At 59.8% G+C, this 18,116-nt stretch carries 17 protein-coding genes and 1 pseudogene; 9 read left to right on the plus strand and 9 right to left on the minus strand.

The genetic code is table 11. The features are described 5' to 3' along the window. The first annotated feature begins 27 nt into the window (after positions 1 to 27). The 3 genes from dapE (at position 28) to AC1RQB_RS16780 (ending at position 2,450) form a co-directional block, all read left to right on the plus strand. Complete coding sequence (dapE, locus tag AC1RQB_RS16770; RefSeq protein ID WP_008070348.1) at positions 28 to 1,179, plus strand: succinyl-diaminopimelate desuccinylase; 1,152 nt, start codon at positions 28 to 30, stop codon at positions 1,177 to 1,179. After that, complete coding sequence (locus AC1RQB_RS16775; protein ID WP_008070350.1) at positions 1,179 to 1,988, plus strand: putative RNA methyltransferase; 810 nt, start codon at positions 1,179 to 1,181, stop codon at positions 1,986 to 1,988. Before dapE ends, AC1RQB_RS16775 begins: the two co-directional genes overlap by 1 nt. Positions 1,989 to 2,072: 84 nt before the next feature. Then, positions 2,073 to 2,450 (plus strand): hypothetical protein, encoded by a 378-nt coding sequence (locus AC1RQB_RS16780; RefSeq protein ID WP_008070352.1) that lies wholly within the window; start codon positions 2,073 to 2,075, stop codon positions 2,448 to 2,450. 116 nt (positions 2,451 to 2,566) lie between these two features. On the opposite strand, the gene AC1RQB_RS16785 is transcribed toward AC1RQB_RS16780, so the two are convergent. Next, entirely contained in the window at positions 2,567 to 2,776 is a 210-nt protein-coding gene (locus tag AC1RQB_RS16785; RefSeq protein WP_007964248.1) for a cold-shock protein, read from the minus strand. 165 nt (positions 2,777 to 2,941) lie between these two features. Here AC1RQB_RS16785 and plsB point away from each other — a divergent pair, with 165 nt between their 5' ends. The 4 genes and pseudogenes from plsB (at position 2,942) to AC1RQB_RS16805 (ending at position 7,111) form a co-directional block, all read left to right on the plus strand. Continuing rightward, the gene (gene plsB, locus AC1RQB_RS16790; RefSeq protein WP_063342630.1) at positions 2,942 to 5,425 is read left to right on the plus strand and encodes a glycerol-3-phosphate 1-O-acyltransferase PlsB; all 2,484 of its coding nucleotides are present in this window, start codon (positions 2,942 to 2,944) and stop codon (positions 5,423 to 5,425) included. 114 nt (positions 5,426 to 5,539) lie between these two features. Further along, the gene (locus AC1RQB_RS16795; RefSeq protein ID WP_131816021.1) at positions 5,540 to 6,142 is read left to right on the plus strand and encodes a hypothetical protein; all 603 of its coding nucleotides are present in this window, start codon (positions 5,540 to 5,542) and stop codon (positions 6,140 to 6,142) included. A 57-nt stretch (positions 6,143 to 6,199) separates the two neighbouring features. After that, positions 6,200 to 6,394 (plus strand): annotated as a pseudogene (locus tag AC1RQB_RS16800) (YbaY family lipoprotein); the annotation flags it as partial. Positions 6,395 to 6,421: 27 nt separating this feature from the next. Beyond that, positions 6,422 to 7,111, plus strand: a complete 690-nt coding sequence (locus AC1RQB_RS16805) for a DUF4197 domain-containing protein (protein WP_063342628.1) — start codon at positions 6,422 to 6,424, stop codon at positions 7,109 to 7,111. 67 nt (positions 7,112 to 7,178) lie between these two features. Here AC1RQB_RS16805 and AC1RQB_RS16810 read toward each other — a convergent pair whose 3' ends face one another. The 3 genes from AC1RQB_RS16810 to AC1RQB_RS16820 form a co-directional block, all read right to left on the minus strand. Continuing rightward, positions 7,179 to 7,568, minus strand: coding sequence for a DUF6124 family protein (locus tag AC1RQB_RS16810; RefSeq protein ID WP_063342627.1), 390 nt, complete (start codon positions 7,566 to 7,568; stop codon positions 7,179 to 7,181). Positions 7,569 to 8,497: 929 nt separating this feature from the next. Further along, positions 8,498 to 11,569 (minus strand): efflux RND transporter permease subunit, encoded by a 3,072-nt coding sequence (locus AC1RQB_RS16815; RefSeq protein WP_063342626.1) that lies wholly within the window; start codon positions 11,567 to 11,569, stop codon positions 8,498 to 8,500. A gap of 6 nt (positions 11,570 to 11,575) precedes the next feature. Then, the gene (locus AC1RQB_RS16820; protein WP_008070368.1) at positions 11,576 to 12,676 is read right to left on the minus strand and encodes an efflux RND transporter periplasmic adaptor subunit; all 1,101 of its coding nucleotides are present in this window, start codon (positions 12,674 to 12,676) and stop codon (positions 11,576 to 11,578) included. A 93-nt stretch (positions 12,677 to 12,769) separates the two neighbouring features. On the opposite strand from AC1RQB_RS16820, the gene AC1RQB_RS16825 reads away from it, so the two are divergent. Beyond that, complete coding sequence (locus AC1RQB_RS16825; RefSeq protein WP_063342625.1) at positions 12,770 to 13,414, plus strand: TetR/AcrR family transcriptional regulator; 645 nt, start codon at positions 12,770 to 12,772, stop codon at positions 13,412 to 13,414. 120 nt (positions 13,415 to 13,534) lie between these two features. On the opposite strand, the gene AC1RQB_RS16830 is transcribed toward AC1RQB_RS16825, so the two are convergent. Continuing rightward, on the minus strand, positions 13,535 to 14,317 hold the full coding sequence (locus AC1RQB_RS16830; RefSeq protein ID WP_008012270.1) for a class I SAM-dependent methyltransferase: 783 nt from the start codon (positions 14,315 to 14,317) through the stop codon (positions 13,535 to 13,537). Between the two features lie 93 nt (positions 14,318 to 14,410). On the opposite strand from AC1RQB_RS16830, the gene AC1RQB_RS16835 reads away from it, so the two are divergent. Further along, positions 14,411 to 15,031 (plus strand): hypothetical protein, encoded by a 621-nt coding sequence (locus AC1RQB_RS16835; RefSeq protein ID WP_063342624.1) that lies wholly within the window; start codon positions 14,411 to 14,413, stop codon positions 15,029 to 15,031. A 3-nt stretch (positions 15,032 to 15,034) separates the two neighbouring features. Here the strand turns inward: AC1RQB_RS16835 and AC1RQB_RS16840 are convergent, their stop codons facing one another. The 4 genes from AC1RQB_RS16840 to AC1RQB_RS16855 form a co-directional block, all read right to left on the minus strand. Further along, the gene (locus tag AC1RQB_RS16840; RefSeq protein WP_063342623.1) at positions 15,035 to 15,730 is read right to left on the minus strand and encodes an extensin-like domain-containing protein; all 696 of its coding nucleotides are present in this window, start codon (positions 15,728 to 15,730) and stop codon (positions 15,035 to 15,037) included. Positions 15,731 to 15,732: 2 nt separating this feature from the next. Next, complete coding sequence (locus AC1RQB_RS16845; RefSeq protein WP_207267389.1) at positions 15,733 to 16,554, minus strand: isocitrate lyase/PEP mutase family protein; 822 nt, start codon at positions 16,552 to 16,554, stop codon at positions 15,733 to 15,735. 190 nt (positions 16,555 to 16,744) lie between these two features. After that, positions 16,745 to 17,605, minus strand: coding sequence for a DUF72 domain-containing protein (locus AC1RQB_RS16850; RefSeq protein WP_008070379.1), 861 nt, complete (start codon positions 17,603 to 17,605; stop codon positions 16,745 to 16,747). Then, a complete protein-coding gene (locus AC1RQB_RS16855) occupies positions 17,605 to 17,910 on the minus strand; it encodes a hypothetical protein (protein WP_063342622.1) in 306 nt (101 codons plus the stop codon). Before AC1RQB_RS16855 ends, AC1RQB_RS16850 begins: the two co-directional genes overlap by 1 nt. Between the last annotated feature and the right edge of the window lie 206 nt (positions 17,911 to 18,116).

The following is an 18,116-nucleotide window of genomic DNA, read 5'->3' on the forward strand; positions in this document are numbered from 1 at the left end:
CCAAATTTCAAGTTTCCGGAGTCTTACATGACGGCCCACGCCGACCTTTCGCCGACCCTTCAACTCGCCATCGACCTGATCCGCCGTCCATCCGTGACGCCGGTCGACGCCGATTGCCAGAAGCAGATGATGCAGCGCCTGGGCGATGCCGGGTTCAAGCTGGAACCGATGCGCATCGAAGATGTGGATAACTTCTGGGCGACCCACGGTAAACACGAAGGCCCGGTGCTGTGCTTCGCCGGCCACACCGACGTGGTTCCGACCGGCCCGGTAACAGCTTGGCAGATCGACCCGTTCAACGCGGTGATCGACGAACACGGCATGCTTTGCGGCCGTGGCGCGGCCGACATGAAAGGCAGCCTGGCCTCCATGACCGTGGCAGCCGAGCGCTTCGTCGCTGACTACCCGGATCACAAGGGCAAGGTCGCTTTCCTGATCACCAGCGACGAAGAAGGCCCGGCGCATCACGGCACCAAGGCTGTGATCGAACGCCTCGCCGCCCGTAAGGAACGTCTGGACTGGTGCATCGTCGGCGAACCGTCGAGCACCACCTTGGTCGGTGACGTGGTCAAGAACGGCCGTCGCGGCTCCCTCGGCGCCAAATTGACCGTGCGCGGTGTGCAGGGTCACGTGGCCTATCCGCACCTGGCGAAGAACCCTATCCACCTCGCTGCCCCGGCGCTGGCCGAGCTCGCCGCCGAACACTGGGACCACGGCAACGATTTCTTCCCGCCGACCAGTTTCCAGATTTCCAACGTCAATTCCGGTACCGGCGCGACCAACGTGATCCCGGGTGATCTGGTGGCGGTGTTCAACTTCCGCTTCTCCACCGAGTCCACCGTCGAAGGCCTGCAAAAACGCGTCGCCGATATTCTCGACAAACATGGCCTGGACTGGCACATCGACTGGGCGCTGTCCGGCTTGCCGTTCCTCACCGAACCGGGCGCCCTGCTCGACGCGGTGTCGGCGAGCATCAAGGACATCACCGGTCGCGAAACGCAAGCTTCCACCAGCGGCGGTACTTCCGACGGGCGCTTCATCGCGACCATGGGCACTCAGGTTGTCGAACTGGGCCCGGTCAACGCGACGATTCACCAGGTCAACGAGCGCGTACTGGCGGCCGATCTCGACGTGCTGACCGAAATCTACTACCAGACCCTGATCAAGTTGCTCGCCTGATGCTCGCGTGTCCGATCTGCAGCGAACCGCTGAACGCGGTGGACAACGGCGTGGCTTGCCCCGCCGGGCATCGTTTCGACCGTGCGCGGCAGGGTTACCTGAACCTGTTGCCGGTGCAGCATAAAAACAGCCGCGACCCTGGGGATAACCTGGCGATGGTCGAAGCCCGTCGCGACTTTTTGAACGCCGGCCATTACGCGCCGGTGGCCAAGCGTCTGGCGGAACTGGCGGCGCAGTACGCGCCCCAACGCTGGCTGGACATCGGTTGTGGCGAGGGTTACTACACCGCGCAAATCGCCGAAGCCTTGCCCAACGCTGACGGCTACGCCCTGGACATTTCCCGGGAAGCGGTCAAACGCGCCTGCAAACGCAACCCTGCCCTGACCTGGTTGATCGCCAGCATGGCGCGGGTGCCGCTGGCCTCAGGCAGTTGCCAGTTTCTCGCCAGCGTTTTCAGCCCGCTGGACTGGGAAGAAGCCAAGCGCCTGCTTAGCCCCGGCGGCGGCTTGATGAAAGTCGGGCCGACCAGCGGCCATCTGATGGAGTTGCGCGAGCGACTGTACGACGAAGTCCGCGAGTACACCGATGACAAGCATTTGGCGCTGGTGCCGGAAGGCATGGCGCTGCAGCACAGCGAAACCCTGGAGTTCAAACTGACGTTGGTCAGTGGTCAGGATCGCGCGAACCTGTTGGCCATGACACCCCACGGCTGGCGCGCCAGTGCCGAACGCCGGGCGGCGGTTATCGAACAGGCCGAGCCGTTCGAGGTCACTGTTTCGATGCGCTACGATTATTTTGTTCTTCAATAAACTCTTAAAATTTGGTCTTGAGCAAACAGCTTGAGGCCGGCTAAATCCGCGAATGGATTTTTCAGAACCGCAGTGAGGACATCCATGCGCCAACCCGATATCGAGATTTACCTGAAAGACGCCGACGTCGACTACAAGGCCATCGCGGCCTGGCTCGGCGCGGCTTTAGGCCCGTGCACCGACTGGGTTCAGAAAGGCCAGACCTACAAGTGCAAGGCCGGCAGCGTGCCGGTCACCTGGCTGCCGAAAGCCGTTGGCAAATGGAACAGCCTGTACCTGGAAAGCGACCAGACCCCATGGGAAGACGACATCGCCTGCGCCCGCGCAGCCTTTGCCGCGCTGAACGTCGAAGTGCGTTGCGCGCCGGGTAGCTGGGTCGAGGAAGAAGGTGAAGAAACGGCCGATCGCTGGATGCGCATCAGCGCCGATGGTGAAGAAGAAATCACCTGGAAAACCGCCTGACATTGATCGTTCCCGCGCTCTGCGTGGGAATGCCTCAACGGACGCTCCGCGTTCGGCTTTTGATGGGACGCGGAGCGTCCCGGGCTGCGTTCCCACGCAGAGCGTGGGAACGATCTTCAGAGGCCTACAACGTCTTCGGCCTGCAAGCCCTTCTCGCCGGTCACCACCGCATACTCAACCTGCTGACCTTCAGTCAGCGAGCGATGACCTTCGCCGCGGATCGCGCGGTAGTGCACGAACACGTCCACCCCGTCCTCGCGCTGAATGAAGCCATAGCCCTTGGCGTCGTTAAACCACTTCACATTGCCGGTTTCGCGTGTAGCCATATCTAGTTACCCCTTATTTTTATTTTGAAGGGCCGAGTATATGACAGACGCAAAAACTCTCAACTCAACTTTACTTAGGCGCTTTTTTGCCGATTTTCGGCGAATACGGCACACTATCGGCCGCCCGAGCATTTGCTTGGTTTTATCCACTCACGCAGAAGCCGTATGACCCGTTCCCCGTTCCGCCGTCTTGTGTTTGGCACCCTGCGCCGACTGCTGTACCTCTGGGTTCGCTCGGAGACGATCAATCAGTCGTCGTTCACCCTTGACCTCGACCGCAGCCGGCCGGTGTTCTACGTCCTGCAAAATCCTTCACTGACCGACCTCGCCGTGGTCGATACCGAATGCAGCAAGGCCGGCCTGCCCCGCCCGGTGTTGCCGGTATCGGTGGGTGCGCTGGTGGAGCCCGCAGCGTTCTTTTACCTGACGCCGGAGCCCGACTGGCTCGGCCGTCAGGACAAACGCGGTGCGCCGCCGACCCTGACCCGTCTGGTCAGCGCCCTGAGCCAGAACGCCGCCGAAGACGCGCAGATCATTCCGGTGAGCGTGTTCTGGGGCCAGTCGCCGGACAGCGAATCGAGCCCGTGGAAACTGCTGTTCGCCGACAGCTGGGCCGTCACCGGGCGTTTGCGTCGACTGCTGAGCATCATGATTCTGGGGCGCAAAACCCGGGTGCAGTTCTCGGCGCCGATTCATTTGCGTGAACTGATCGATCACAACAAAGGTCACGAGCGCACCGTACGCATGGCCCAGCGGATCCTGCGGGTACACTTTCGCAACCTGAAAGCTGCGGTAATCGGCCCGGACATTTCCCACCGCCGCAACCTGGTCAAAGGCCTGCTCAATCAACCCTCGGTCAAACAGGCGATCCTCGACGAAGCCGAGCGCGAGAACATCTCCCCGGAAAAAGCCAAGGCCCAGGCCTTGCGCTATGGAAACGAGATCGCCTCGGACTACACCTACACCGCGATCCGCTTTCTGGAAGTGGTGCTGAGCTGGTTCTGGAACAAGATCTACGACGGGATCAAGGTCAACCACATCGAAGGTGTGCAGAAAGTCGCCCAGGGTCACGAAGTGATCTACGTGCCGTGCCACCGCAGCCACATCGACTACCTGCTGCTCTCCTATTTGCTGTTCCGCAACGGCCTGACCCCGCCGCACATTGCCGCCGGGATCAACCTCAACATGCCGGTGATCGGTAGCCTGCTGCGCCGTGGCGGGGCGTTCTTCATGCGCCGCACCTTCAAGGGCAACCCGCTCTATACCTCGGTGTTCAACGAATACCTGCACACCCTGTTCACCAAAGGCTTCCCGGTTGAGTACTTCGTCGAGGGCGGCCGCTCGCGCACCGGGCGCATGCTGCAACCGAAAACCGGGATGCTCGCGATCACCCTGCGCAGCTTCCTGCGTTCATCGCGCATGCCGATCGTCTTCGTGCCGGTGTACATCGGCTATGAGCGCGTGCTGGAAGGCCGCACCTACCTCGGCGAACTGCGTGGCGCGAGCAAGAAGAAAGAATCGATCTTCGACATTTTCAAAGTCATCGGCGCGCTCAAACAGCGCTTCGGTCAGGTCGCGGTCAACTTTGGCGAGCCGATCAAACTGGCGGAATTCCTTGACAGCGAACAACCAGACTGGCGCCAACAGGAACTCGGTCCGCAGTTCAAACCGGCCTGGCTCAACGAAACCACCAACCGCCTCGGCGAGAAAGTCGCACAGCATTTGAATGAAGCGGCGGCGATCAACCCGGTGAATCTAGTAGCCCTGGCGTTGCTGTCCACCAGCCGCCTGGCCCTGGACGATCGCGCCATGGCGCGGGTGCTCGATCTGTATCTGGCGTTGTTGCGCAAGGTTCCCTACTCCTCGCATACCACCCTGCCGGAAGGTGACGGACGGGCGCTGATCGAGCACGTGAAGGACATGGACCTGCTGTCCGAGCAAAGCGATGCGCTGGGCAAGATTCTGTACCTGGACGAACAAAACGCCGTCCTGATGACCTACTACCGCAACAACGTGCTGCACATCTTCGCGTTGCCGTCGTTGCTGGCGAGTTTCTTCCAGAGCACCTCGCGCATGAGCCGCGAGCAGATCCTGCGCTACACCCGCGCGCTGTATCCGTACCTGCAATCGGAGCTGTTCATTCGCTGGTCGATGGACGAACTCGATGCCGTTATCGATCAATGGCTCGAAGCTTTCGTCGAGCAAGGCCTGCTGCGTTTCGAAAAAGACGTGTACCTGCGCCCGGCACCGAGCTCACGGCATTTCGTACTACTGACGCTACTGTCGAAAAGCATCGCCCAGACCTTGCAGCGCTTCTACATGACTGTTTCCTTGCTGCTCAACAGCGGCCAGAACAGCATCAGCGCCGAAGAACTGGAAGATTTGTGCACGGTCATGGCCCAGCGCCTGTCGATCCTCCACGGCCTGAACGCCCCGGAGTTCTTCGACAAGAGCCTGTTCCGTCACTTCATCCAGACAATGCTGGACCTCGACGTGCTGCGCCGCGACGAAGCCGGCAAGCTGAGCTATCACAAACTGCTCGGCGAACTGGCCGAAGGTGCGGCCAAACGGGTACTGCCGGCGGAGATTCGCTTGTCGATCCGCCAGGTGGCGCTGCATCGCAGTGAAGATGCGGCGGATCAAGTTTAGTTGGGGTTACCTGTAACTTTCTGACAATGATTATAAGAACAAGGACGTTCTTATAACCACCAAGTTATGAATTAATAGAGATCCTCTACAACTAATCCCGATACGGATATCGCGATGAACCCATTAGAAAATATCAACCCATACGTAACGCTCACCTTTAGTTTGCCTGAAGACTTTCTGCCGCCCAGCGGTGGCGAAGGCGAAACTTATATAAGTGTTCATACCGCGAACTCTTCCACCCCCATCAAAGTGGCGCAATCCCGTGACCCCGTACTGCGTAGTGGGCGCTGGAACTTTTCATTTGCACACAACTATTCCGATGTCAGCGTTAAATACCTTGTCACCGTCAGCATGACCCACAACGGCGTTCCACTGCTGATTGACCTGGACTACTTCGTGATCGTACATCGTGCTCCGCACCGACAAATCCTGCACCTTAGCCCCATCGGCCGCCTCTACCTCCAGGCACAGGAGCCTCAAGCGATTCAACCTGAACACGCAGTAACCGTTGTTGCCCACGAGCACGACAATACGGCTGCACAATTGACGCAAATACATATCAGCGAAAAAATGGCGGAAGCGTTTTACCTGGAATACGATCCAGACACTGTCGTACCTGGTAAACGCTATACGCTGACAGCCACTGAAAATGAATACCGCAATTCAATTGCGGTATCTCCAGGATCCGTTGTACTTAAACCCTTTAGTAAAACCTGAAAAAAGCGCTTATCAAAAGATTCATGGGGCGAAATCACCGGAAAAATCCGTTAAATGGTCAAAGGCCAGGTGCCGCTGCCGTTTCATCTGAGTTACGATCCAACGCAGGTCAAACCGGGCCATCGTTATTCGGTTAGCGCACGGATCGAAGTGAATGGCGAACTGATGTTCATCACCACCGAACATCATGCCGTGCAGCTGGATGGCAGCGATCCGCAGCCACTGAAAATCCGCGTCGACGCCGCCCGCTAATTCTCTATTTTGAACAAGGAAGCCGCCATGCTCCGCCCTACTCTTCGCTTCGCCGGCCTGTGCGCAGGCTTGATGATCTGCGCCAACGCCTTGGCCTTGTCGCTCAATGACCTGTCGCAACAAGACGCCACAGGAGGTCTCAAGGACGCTCTGACCCAAGGCGCGCAACTGGCCGTTAAACAACTCGGCGCGCCTGGTGGCTTCAGCAACAACCCGGACGTGAAAATCGAACTGCCGGGCAAGCTGGGCAAGGTCGCCAAGAAAATGAAACAGTTCGGCATGGGCGATCAGGTCGATCAACTGGAAACCAGCATGAACAAAGCGGCTGAGGCGGCCGTGACACAGGCTCAGCCGATTCTGGTGGATGCGGTGAAGAAGATGACCGTGGAGGATGCCAAGGGGATTCTCGGCGGCGGCAAGGACTCGGCGACTCAGTACCTGAGCAAAACCAGCCGCGAGCAGATCCGCACCAAGTTCCTGCCAATCGTCAAACAAGCCACCGACCAGGTCGGCCTGGCCCAGCAGTACAACGCGTTCGCCGGACAAGCGGCGACCCTGGGCGTGCTGGATGCGAAAAACGCCAACATCGAAGGCTACGTGACCGAGCAAGCGTTGAACGGTTTGTTCGAGATGATTGGCAAGCAGGAACAAACCATTCGCCAGAACCCTGCGGCGGCGGCGACCAGTTTGGCGAAGAAGGTGTTTGGTACGTTGTAATTTTCCAAGTGCAACTCATCACGAAAAGCCCGCTGACCTTTGAAGGTTCAGCGGGCTTTTTTTTGCGCTACTGTTGCGGATCCAGATTATCCAGCACGCGATTTACCGACAACTCCGCTAGTGAAATCATTTGTTGAATCCCCAGCACCAAGTTGCACGTGGGGCCGGTCAGGTCGAAGGCTAACTCACTGGCCATGACATTGGCCGTGGCAAGGGTTTCACAGGCATGAGCCAGGAGAGTTTCGGAATCGACGTTTGGACCGATGACGAAAATCGTACTGGGACGACGATCGGCTTTGGCCTTTTTTTCGGCCGCTGGGGCGAGATAATGATCGAGCGCGCGGATCGCTGCGTCGTGGAGTTTCCTGGAATTGAGGAAAGCGTAAGGGGAAACCGGATCAGTTTCTGTTTCTATTTCTGGTTCTGCTTCGGGGGGATTTGGACTGTCTTTGATCATTGTGTAGCTCCTGAAGTAATGGAGCTGCCACCGATCGCTGCGAAACGAATTTAAGGTGGCAGCTGTACGCAGGTTCGCAGACCGGGACTTCAGGAACCCGGCATACCCGAAGGTATCCCGCGCACAGCCGCCATAACACAGGCGTAAAAAAGCGCCCGCTTTCGGATGGTGGACGCTGTGCGTCTGAAGTTTAACCGGGCTGCGAAACCCGGTCGCTGCTTTTTGCAGCGACAGTCAAAGGCTAGAGGTCGCACTTCCGACGGACAACCTGAAAATCATGTGGGAAGGTTCTGATGATTTGACTGCCCAATAAACATCGTCGACTTTCAGGACGCCACATCGCGGGCAAGCCTCGCTTCTACAAGTGGGGCTGCGTATGTCTGAGAGGGATTGGTTGGCTGTCAGGCCGCCAAGATCAAAAGATCGCAGCCTTCGGCAGCTCCTACATGGGGTTGTTTACACCCGCGAGGGATTGGTCGTCTGTGAGGCCGCCTTCGCGGGCAAGCCTCGCTCCTACAAAAAGCCATCGCCGTACCCCCCCCTCACCACTCCACAGGCCGAGCGTTAGCTCGCCTGCCGCTTTTGATCTGGCTTTTGATCTTGATCTGCCCGCCCCTTCGGGAGGCTGAGTGGAGGTGTTCATCTGGGGATTGGCGCGTAGCGCCGTTCGACGCAGTCGAACCCATCGCATGTAGGTCGTAGCGAAGCAGACCGTAGGGCGATGCCCCCAGATGGATACCGGAGCGAAGGAACGCCGAGCCTCAGCGAGGGGCCGGACGCTTGGGGCGAAGCCTTTTGCTTACTTTTCGGCGTCTGGAAAAGTGAGTCGCCGTAAGGGCGAAACCCTAAGCCGCCGTTACCGCAGCAACGGATATGTACACAACCCAACCAAGAGCATGGTCGGCCCGAAGGCCGCCAAGACCAAACAATCACACAGACTCTTTACGGACCCTGAACCAAGCCGCATACAACGCCGGCAAAAACAGCAACGTCAACGCCGTCGCCACAATCAGCCCGCCCATGATCGCCACCGCCATCGGCCCGAAAAACACACTGCGCGACAATGGAATCATCGCCAACACCGCCGCCAGCGCGGTCAGCACAATCGGTCGGAACCGCCGCACCGTCGCCTCGATAATCGCCTGCCAGGGCTTAAGCCCGGCAGCGATATCCTGCTCAATCTGATCAACCAGAATCACCGAGTTACGCATGATCATCCCGGACAAGGCGATGGTCCCGAGCATCGCCACAAAACCGAACGGCTGGCGGAACACCATCAGAAACAGCGTCACACCAATCAGCCCCAGTGGCGCCGTCAGAAACACCATCACCGTGCGCGAGAAACTGCGCAGTTGCAGCATCAGCAACGTCAGCACCACCACGATAAACAACGGCACACCGGCCTTCACCGAGTTCTGCCCGCGCGCCGAGTCTTCCACCGTACCGCCGACGTCCAGCAGATAGCCGTCCGGCAGTTCGGCGCGAATCGGATCGAGGGTCGGCATGATTTGCTGCACCAGCGTCGCCGGCTGTTCCTTGCCGTAGATATCGGCGCGAACCGTCACGTTGGGCAGGCGGTTACGGTGCCAGATGATGCCTTCTTCGAAGCCGTATTCCAGCGTCGCAATCTGCGACAGGGCCACGCTGCGACCATTGTCGGTCGGCACGGCCAGGCTTGGCAGCAACGCCAATTCGGTGCGCTCATGCACCGTGCCGCGCAGCAGGATTTCGATCAATTCATTGTCTTCGCGGTACTGGCTGACGCTGGCACCGGTCAGCGAGCTTCGCAGAAAACCCGAGAGGTTCGTCGTGCTCACACCCAGCGCCCGGGCGCGGTCCTGATCGACGTTCAGGTAAACGACTTTGCTCGGCTCTTCCCAGTCCAGATGCACGTTGGCCACGTGTGGGTTCTCGCGAACCTTGGCCGCGACTTTACGGGCCAATGCGCGGACTTCCTCGATGTGCTCACCGGTGACCCGAAACTGCACCGGATAGCCAACCGGTGGGCCGTTCTCCAGCCGTGTAACCCGCGAGCGCAGCGCCGGGAATTGTTCGTTGAGGGTTTCAATCAGCCAGGTGCGCAGGGTTTCGCGGTCCTCGATGGTTTTGGCCAGGACGACAAACTGGGCGAAGCTCGCTGCCGGAAGTTGCTGATCCAGCGGCAGGTAGAAACGCGGCGAACCGGTGCCGACGTAAGCCACGTAGTTATCGATCCCGGCGTGATCCTTGAGCAGGCCTTCGAGGCGTTTGACCTCATCGGCGGTGTTACTCAGGGAGGCACCTTCGGCCAGCTTCAGATCGACCATCAACTCCAGCCGCCCCGAAGCCGGGAAAAATTGCTGCGGCACGAAACGGAACAGCACCACTGACGCGACGAACATCACGATGGTCAGGACGATCACCGTTTTGCGCCGGCGCACGCACCACTCCACCAGGCGCCTGACGCGCTGATAGAACGGCGTGCCATAAGGGTCGGGTTGGCCGTCGCCGGTGCCATGTTTGGCGGCGTGAATTTTCGCCAGGTCCGGCAGGAGTTTTTCCCCCAGATAAGGCACAAAGACCACGGCGGCAACCCACGACGCCAACAGCGCGATGGTCACCACCTGGAAAATCGAGCGGGTGTATTCGCCGGTGCCCGATTGCGCGGTGGCAATTGGCAGGAAACCGGCAGCGGTGATCAGCGTTCCGGTGAGCATCGGGAACGCAGTGCTGGTCCAGGCGTAGCTGGCGGCTTTGACCCGGTCGAAGCCCTGCTCCATTTTGATCGCCATCATTTCCACGGCGATGATCGCGTCGTCCACCAGCAACCCCAGCGCCAATACCAGCGCGCCAAGGGAAATCTTGTGCAGGCCTATCCCTAAGTAATACATGCAGGCGAACGTCATCGCCAACACCAGCGGAATCGCCAGTGCTACGACCATGCCGGTGCGCACACCGAGGGAGAAGAAGCTCACCAGCAACACAATCGCCAGCGCCTCCACCAGTACCTGGACGAACTCGCCGACACCGGTTTTCACCGCGGCGGGTTGATCGGACACCTTGCGCAGTTGCATGCCAGCCGGGAGGTTTTTCTGGATCCGGGCGAATTCGACCTCCAGCGCTTTGCCCAGAATCAGAATGTCGCCACCGCTTTTCATGGCCACGGCCAGGCCGATGGCGTCTTCAGCCATGAAGCGCATGCGCGGCGCCGGTGGATCGTTGAAACCACGACGAACGTTCGCTACATCGCCAATGCGGAACGTGCGATCACCGACCCGGATCGGGAAGTTCTTGATCTCGTCGACCGTCTGAAAATTCCCCGAAACCCGTAGCTGCAAACGCTCGCTGGTGGTTTCGAAGAAACCTGCATTGGACATCGCGTTCTGCTCTTCAAGCGCCTGCTGCACCGTCGCCAACGGCAATCCGAGGGTGGCCAGTTTGACGTTGGAAAGCTCGATCCAGATCTTCTCGTCCTGCAGCCCGAGCAAGTCGACCTTGCCCACATCCTTGACCCGTTGCAGCTGAATCTGGACGCGGTCGGCGTAGTCCTTGAGCACCGCGTAATCAAAACCTTCGCCGGTCAGGGCGTAGATGTTGCCGAAGGTGGTGCCGAACTCATCGTTGAAGAAGGGGCCCTGGATGCCCGGCGGCAAAGTGTGGCGAATGTCGCTGATCTTCTTGCGGGCCTGATACCAGAGCTCCGGGATCTCCACCGAATGCATCGAATCTCGAGCAATGAACGTGACCTGAGATTCGCCCGGGCGGGAGAACGAAGCAATCCGGTCGTACTCGCCGGTTTCCATCAGTTTCTTTTCAATGCGCTCGGTAACCTGGCGCGACACTTCCTCGGCCGTGGCCCCCGGCCAGTTGGTGCGAATCACCATGGCCTTGAAGGTGAACGGCGGGTCTTCACTTTGGCCCAGCTTGGTGTAGGACAACGCGCCGACGACGGCCAGCAAGAGCATCAGAAACAGTACGATCTGGCGGTTACGCAGCGCCCATTCGGAAAGATTGAAACCCATCGGGGATTACTCCTTGTGCGCCAGATTGACCACACGGTTGGAGCGATCCACCGGGCGTACTTGCTGCCCGTCGTGAAGCACATGAACACCGGCCGCCACCACCCAGTCGCTGGCGTTCAGGCCTTCAAGCACCGGCACGGTTTTCTCACCGAATGCACCGACCCGCACCGGGGCTTTCTTCAGGGTGTTGTTGGCGCCGACCACCCACACATAAGTGGCACCGTTTTCCGCAGTGACCGCCGACAGCGGCACCGACAACGCCACGACTTCGGCAGTCTGGATGAACACTCGGGCGCTCTGACCGAGTTCGGCGGGAACCTTGCCAGCGGTAAAAGCGATACGGGCGGCGAAGGTGCGGGATTTCGGGTCGGCCGCAGGTGACAACTCACGGATGCGTCCGGGGAAACGTTGATCGGGTTGGGTCCAGAGTTCCACCGAGACCGGTTGGCCGACCTTGAAGCGACCGAAGCTCTGCTCCGGCAAGCTGATCAACACCTCGCGTTCGCCATCGGTGGCGAGGGTAAACACGGTTTGCCCCGCCGCCACCACTTGCCCGACTTCAACCGCACGTTTGGCCACCACGCCATCCTGCGGCGCGCGCAGCACCGCGTAACTGGCCTGATTGGTCGATACGTTGAATTCGGCTTTGATTTGCTTGAGGCGTGCTTCACCGGAGCGGTAGAGGTTTTCCGCATTGTCGTATTGCGAACGGCTGACCATCTGCCGCTCCATCAGGGTCTTGTAGCGATCACGCTCGGCGCGCACCAGGTTCAGGTTGGCTTCTGCGGCCGCGACTTGGGCACGGGTGGCTTCCAGTTGCAGGCGCACGTCCTGAGGATCGAGTTCCGCCAAGGGTTGATCCGCCTTGACCCGCTGGCCTTCCTCGACCAGTCGTCGGCTGACTTTGCCGCCAATGCGGAAGGCCAGATCTGGCTCATAGCGCGCGCGGACTTCACCGGGATAACTTTCCATGGCCTGGGCCGAGGGCTCTGGCTGTACGACCATGGCCGGGCGGACGGTGACTTGAGGCGCCTCTTCATGGCCACACGCAGACAATAAAAAAGCCAGGCTGACCGGCAATGCGAGGGGCAAGGCATAGCGGAACATGGTGAAGGACCTTTCGCTAATGGTGCTTTGAATAATTATACTGACCAGTATGTTATTAATAGCAAACTCACCAGTCCAGTATTAAAGCGAAGAATGTCTAACAATCTTTCAACACCCAGCGGTCCGGGCCGTCCCAAGGATCTGGCCAAGCGCCAGGCCATCCTCGATGCGGCGAAAATCCTGTTTCTGAGTAAGGGATACGCCAACACCAGCATGGATGCCGTGGCGGCCGAGGCCGGTGTGTCAAAGCTGACGGTCTACAGCCATTTCAATGACAAAGAGACGCTGTTTGCCGCCGCAGTGATGGCCAAGTGCGAGGAGCAACTGCCAACGCTGTTTTTTGAATTGCCGGACGGCATTGCAGTGGAAACCGTGCTGCTGAACATCGCGCGCGGTTTTCATCAGCTGATCAACAGCGACGAATCGGTGAACCTGCATCGACTGATGATGACGCTGGGTAGCCAGGACCCGAAACTCTCACTGATTTTCTTCCAGGCCGGGCCAGAACGCGTACTTCACGGTATGGAGGGGTTGCTGAGTAAGGTCAATCAGAGCGGCGCATTGAGTATCGACAAACCGCGCAATGCCGCGGAGCATTTCTTCTGCCTGCTCAAGGGCGCGGGAAATTTCCGGCTGCTATATGGCTGCGGCGAGCCGGTGACCGGGGATGCGGCCGAGGCCCATGTGCGGGAAGTGGTGGGGTTGTTTATGCGGGCTTATCGGCCGGAGTCGGCCTGATGATCGTTCCCACGCTCTGCGTGGGAATGCAGCCCGGGACGCTCCGCGTCCCTTTCGAAGCGGACGCAGAGCGTCCATTGAGGCATTCCCACGCAGAGCATGGGAACGATCAGTATCGAATCAGGGCTTGAGCGCTTTCTTCGGATAAATGTCATACCGGCTGGACTTGCCATCCAGCGCATGACTCGGCTTCGGCCCGTCGATGCACGGCGCCTTGCGTGGGCGCTTGACCACCACCCGGTGACTGGCCAGGGCCAATGCCGCTTCAAGCAATGCCGGCGCATCCGGGTCATCGCCGACCAGCGGCCGGAACAGGCGCATCTCCTTCTTCACCAACGCGGTTTTCTCACGATGGGGAAACATCGGGTCGAGGTAAATCACCTGCGGCGGCTCGCCTTCCCAGTTGCGCATCACTTCGATCGAATTGCCCTTGAGCAAACGCATCCGCGCCACGATCGGCGCCACGTCGAAATCTTCCGCGCCGCGCGCCAGGCCATCTTCAAGCAAGGCGCCGATCAGCGGCTGGCGCTCGATCAGGCTCATCTCACAGCCCAGGCTGGCGAGCACGAACGCGTCCTTGCCCAGCCCCGCCGTGGCGTCCAGCACGCGCGGGCGCACGCCTTGGGCGACACCGACCGCCTTGGCGATCATCTGACCGCTGCCGCCGCCGTACAACCGACGATGAGCCGCACCGCCCTCGACGAAGTCCACCCGCACCGGTCCCGGTGCGTCCGGCCCGAGCTGCTGCAGCTGCAACCCCTGCTCGCCCACCTGCAAGGCAAACTCGCCGTCATCCACCTGTAACGGCAACCCCAGGCGCTCGGCCCATTGCTCGGCCTGTGGCTGAAAGGTCGTGCCCAAGGCCTCGACATGGATGCGGCAGGCCGCAGGTTGCTCAATCATGGGAAAACACGCTCAAAAAATTAATGATCGGCAAAAACGGCCGATAACCAAACTATCGAGCATTTTGCCAGAGCTGAGCGTCGACCGAGAGAAATGTCAGACATTCAACGCACATCGATAGGTTACATCTCGCCCCACGGCGATTTTAGCCTGCGAAATTCCCAAGCACTGAGCGGCGTCAGTCACCTGTGGCAGGATTTTTTTGCCCAGGCCCTGGCCGATCAGTCGGGCGATGTCGTGCCGGAGTCTCTCAACTTTCCGCCGGTCGATCTCGACAGCCCGGTCGAACCGACCGTTGGCAGTGAGTTGCTGGCGCACATCGTTTCCCAGCGCGAATGTGATGTGATCGAAACGCCAGTCCGCCCGCCAGAGCCACTGTTCCTGCCGATTGCCGAGTTCGAAATGGACCTGGCCGACAAACCTTCCCCGCCGTTCCCGCCGCAAGAAATCGTCGCGCAACAGAAACAACAGGACTTCGAAAGCGGCTGGGTACGCCCGATCGTGCTCACTGCCGGTCAACCGCTGCCAGAGCCTGGCATCGCACCGCAACCGCGTCCGCTGCACTTGCCGATCGCCGAGTTCGAGCTCGACTTGCTGGACAAACCGTTCCCGCCTTTCTCGCCCGAAGAGCTGGTGGAACAACAGAAACAACTCGATTTCGATAACGGCTGGGCACGCCCGATCGTTCTGCAGAACCTGCGCATCGCCGCATAACCCTCAGCGGCACCGCCACCACGGCCCGACATCCACATGAAAGTGGTTGCGATGGGCGGCGTTGTAGTCCGGGCTCAACACCACACTGAACATATCGCAGGCGCCGTCGCGGACCTGACGCAGAAATCGCGCGTCCTGGTTATCCTTCGGCCAATCCCTGAGTACGCTGATCGATCGGCCGTCCGCCAGCCGGAATCCGCTGATATCCAGTGCATCGGCCGTGGCATGCTGGCTGCGTCTGCCGTTTTCACGGTTGTAGACGTTACGACAGGCGAAGCTGCCAAGATGGTCGACCCGTTTCACCGCCTGCCCGTAGACAGCCTGAGCCGCCGGTTGCAGGGCGTGGCGCTCAAACAAGGCGAACGCTACCGCCAGGCTGCAACTGGCGAGGAAACTGCTGCTCAGCGCCACCTCGCCACCTTGCACACGCAAGGTGTTGGTCAATGGGCAAGTCGCGTCCGGGCTATCGACCTGACGGGCCACCCGCAAGCCTGAGCCGCTCAGGACCTGGCCGCATAACTGCGGATCATCGCGCAGGCGCATCAGTTTGTAGCGGGTCAGCAGGTTCGGTTCAGCCTTCACGTCCAGCGGCGCCCATGGGTTCCATTGCGGGGGAATGGAAACCCAGCCGCGCCAGACGCTCAACCCGGCAGCGCCGATGATCAACAGCACCAGCAACAGCCCCCACCGAAACCGCATCGTCAGCCTTTGAACAATTGATTGGCCTTCTGGAACGGCATCGAGCGAGAAGTAAAGCCGAAGGTCCCGTGTTGCTGGATTTCCTCGGCGGCGCGGAAGAACTCGCCATACGCGGCCAGGGCCAGGGCCGAACCGACGCTGATGCGCTTGACGCCCATTTCACTCAACTGCTCGACCGTCAGCTTGAGCCCGCCGGACATCAACACATTGACCGGTTTTGGTGCCACGGCGCGAACCACCGCCAAGACCTCTTCGGCGCTGCGCAAGCCCGGTGCATAAAGCACGTCGGCCCCCGCCTCGGCGAATGCCCGCAAGCGGCGAATGGTATCGTCGAGATCAGGATTGCCGTGCAAATAGTTCTCGGCACGCGCCGTCAGCACGAAGGGAAAAGGCAAACTGCGAGCCGCCGCGACGGCCGCTTCGATACGCGCCACGGCATGCTCGAAGCAGTAGATCGGACCGTCCTCACGCCCCGTGGCATCTTCGATCGAACCGCCGACCGCACCGGCCTTTGCCGCACGCACAATACTTTTGGCGCAGTCAGCGGGGGCATCGGCAAAGCCGTTTTCGAGATCCACCGCTACCGGCAGATCAGTGGCTGCGACAATCGCTTCAACGTTCGCCAGGGTCTCGTCGAGCGTCAGCCCACCGTCGGGACGCCCCCGGGAAAAGGCGTAACCGGCACTGGTGGTTGCCAGCGCCTCGAAGCCAAGGCTGGCGAGCATTTTCGCCGAGCCGGCGTCCCAAGGGTTGGGAATGACAAAAGCGCCCTCGCGTTCGTGCAGTGCTTTGAACGCTTGGGCTCGAAGGGTTTGCGCATCCATTGGCAGGCTCCTGAAAAGGGGAAGCGAAGCTGATACCAGCCAGTTAAGCGCAATCCCTGTGGGAGCGGGCTTGCTCGCGAAGACGGCGGCACAATCAACATTGTTGTCGTTTGACACTCCGCTTTCGCGAGCAAGCCCGCTCCCACAGGTTTCGCATCTCAGCTGACTGGCATCAGGGAACGAAGCCGCTTCAGAGCAAGCCAAGTTGCTCGGCGGCGGGCTCTCTGTATAGCTCAGGCAGCGGCGGCAAGCCAGGCAAACGCAGCATCAGTTGTGCGTGAAAACGTTGGGCGAGTTTTGCCGCCAGCAGGTTATCGGCGGTGTGCAGGAAGATATAGGGCGTGCGGCCCTCTTCGATCCAGGCAGCGATTTTCTCGACCCACGGCACCAGGAATGGATCGTTGGCTTCAAGCACAGGATGGCCGATGAAACGCACCTGTGGGAACTGAGTAAACGCAGCAGGACGAGGCGGCACCCTGGGCTTTTTCGATTGGGCGTGGAGCACCGAAGGATCGGTCGAGGTGCAGCTGAACAGCGCTCGCGGATCAAGGCAGATACGCTCGACACCACGGTCCAGCAACAGGCGATTAAGCATCCGCTCGGCATCGCCCTTGGCGAAGAACTCATCGTGTCGCACTTCGACCGCCAAGGGCCGATCCACCGCGTCAATAAAACCGGCCAGCTCGGACAAACGTTGCGGGGTGAAGCTTTTCGATAATTGCAGCCATAGCGGCGAAACCCGTTCACCCAGGGGGCTGAGCAATTGCAGGAAGGTTTCGGCGGCGATCAGCTGTTCGCGCAGGTCACCGCTATGGCTGATGTCGCCGGGGAACTTGGCGGTGAAGCGAAAGTGTTCGGGCATGGTCTCGGCCCAGCGCTGCACAGTGGCGGCAGAGGGGCTCGCGTAGAAGGTCGTATTGCCTTCTACGGCGTTGAACACTTGAGAATAAAGATTGAGAAACTCGGTGGGCCTGGCGTCTTGTGGATACAAGTAATCGCGCCAGGCGTTTTCACTCCAGGACGGGCAGCCGAGGTAGTAAGGCAGCCGCATCAGATGTACAGATCGAGACCCAGTACATCCGCTTCCCAATCGACAAACGTGGCGGTGCTCAGGTAACTGGCCAGCGCCATCGCCGCACTTTTGCTCATGGCGCGGTGATAAATCATGTCTTGTTGACGCGCGGGGAGATTGCTCAGGCGTTGTGCGGAAGCTTTGGCGGCACGAGCGGCCAACTGCTCTTCGGAAGGAGTTTCCAGCTCACCGTCGATATCGACGTAGTCGTCATCCGCTACAGGGCCTTTGCGGGGCTTGCGCTTGATGGGGTAGGACTGGGAGGAAACGCCGTCTATACGCATGAGTACATGTCCGGTATCAATGATGGCAGCTTAGTGGCACATAGCCCACTTCGCAAACTGCCGAGTGATAACTAGAACACAGAAAAGTGAAAAGGTTTAAAAGCGCGGGTTAGAAAGTGACGATTGGCGCAGGCTGGTAGACCGCCATCGCGGGCAAGCCCGCTCCCACAGGGTAAGCGCAGATCCTGTGGGAGCGGGCTTGCCCG

It is taken from the genome of Pseudomonas sp. GW822-FHT02E03 (genome assembly GCF_058802325.1).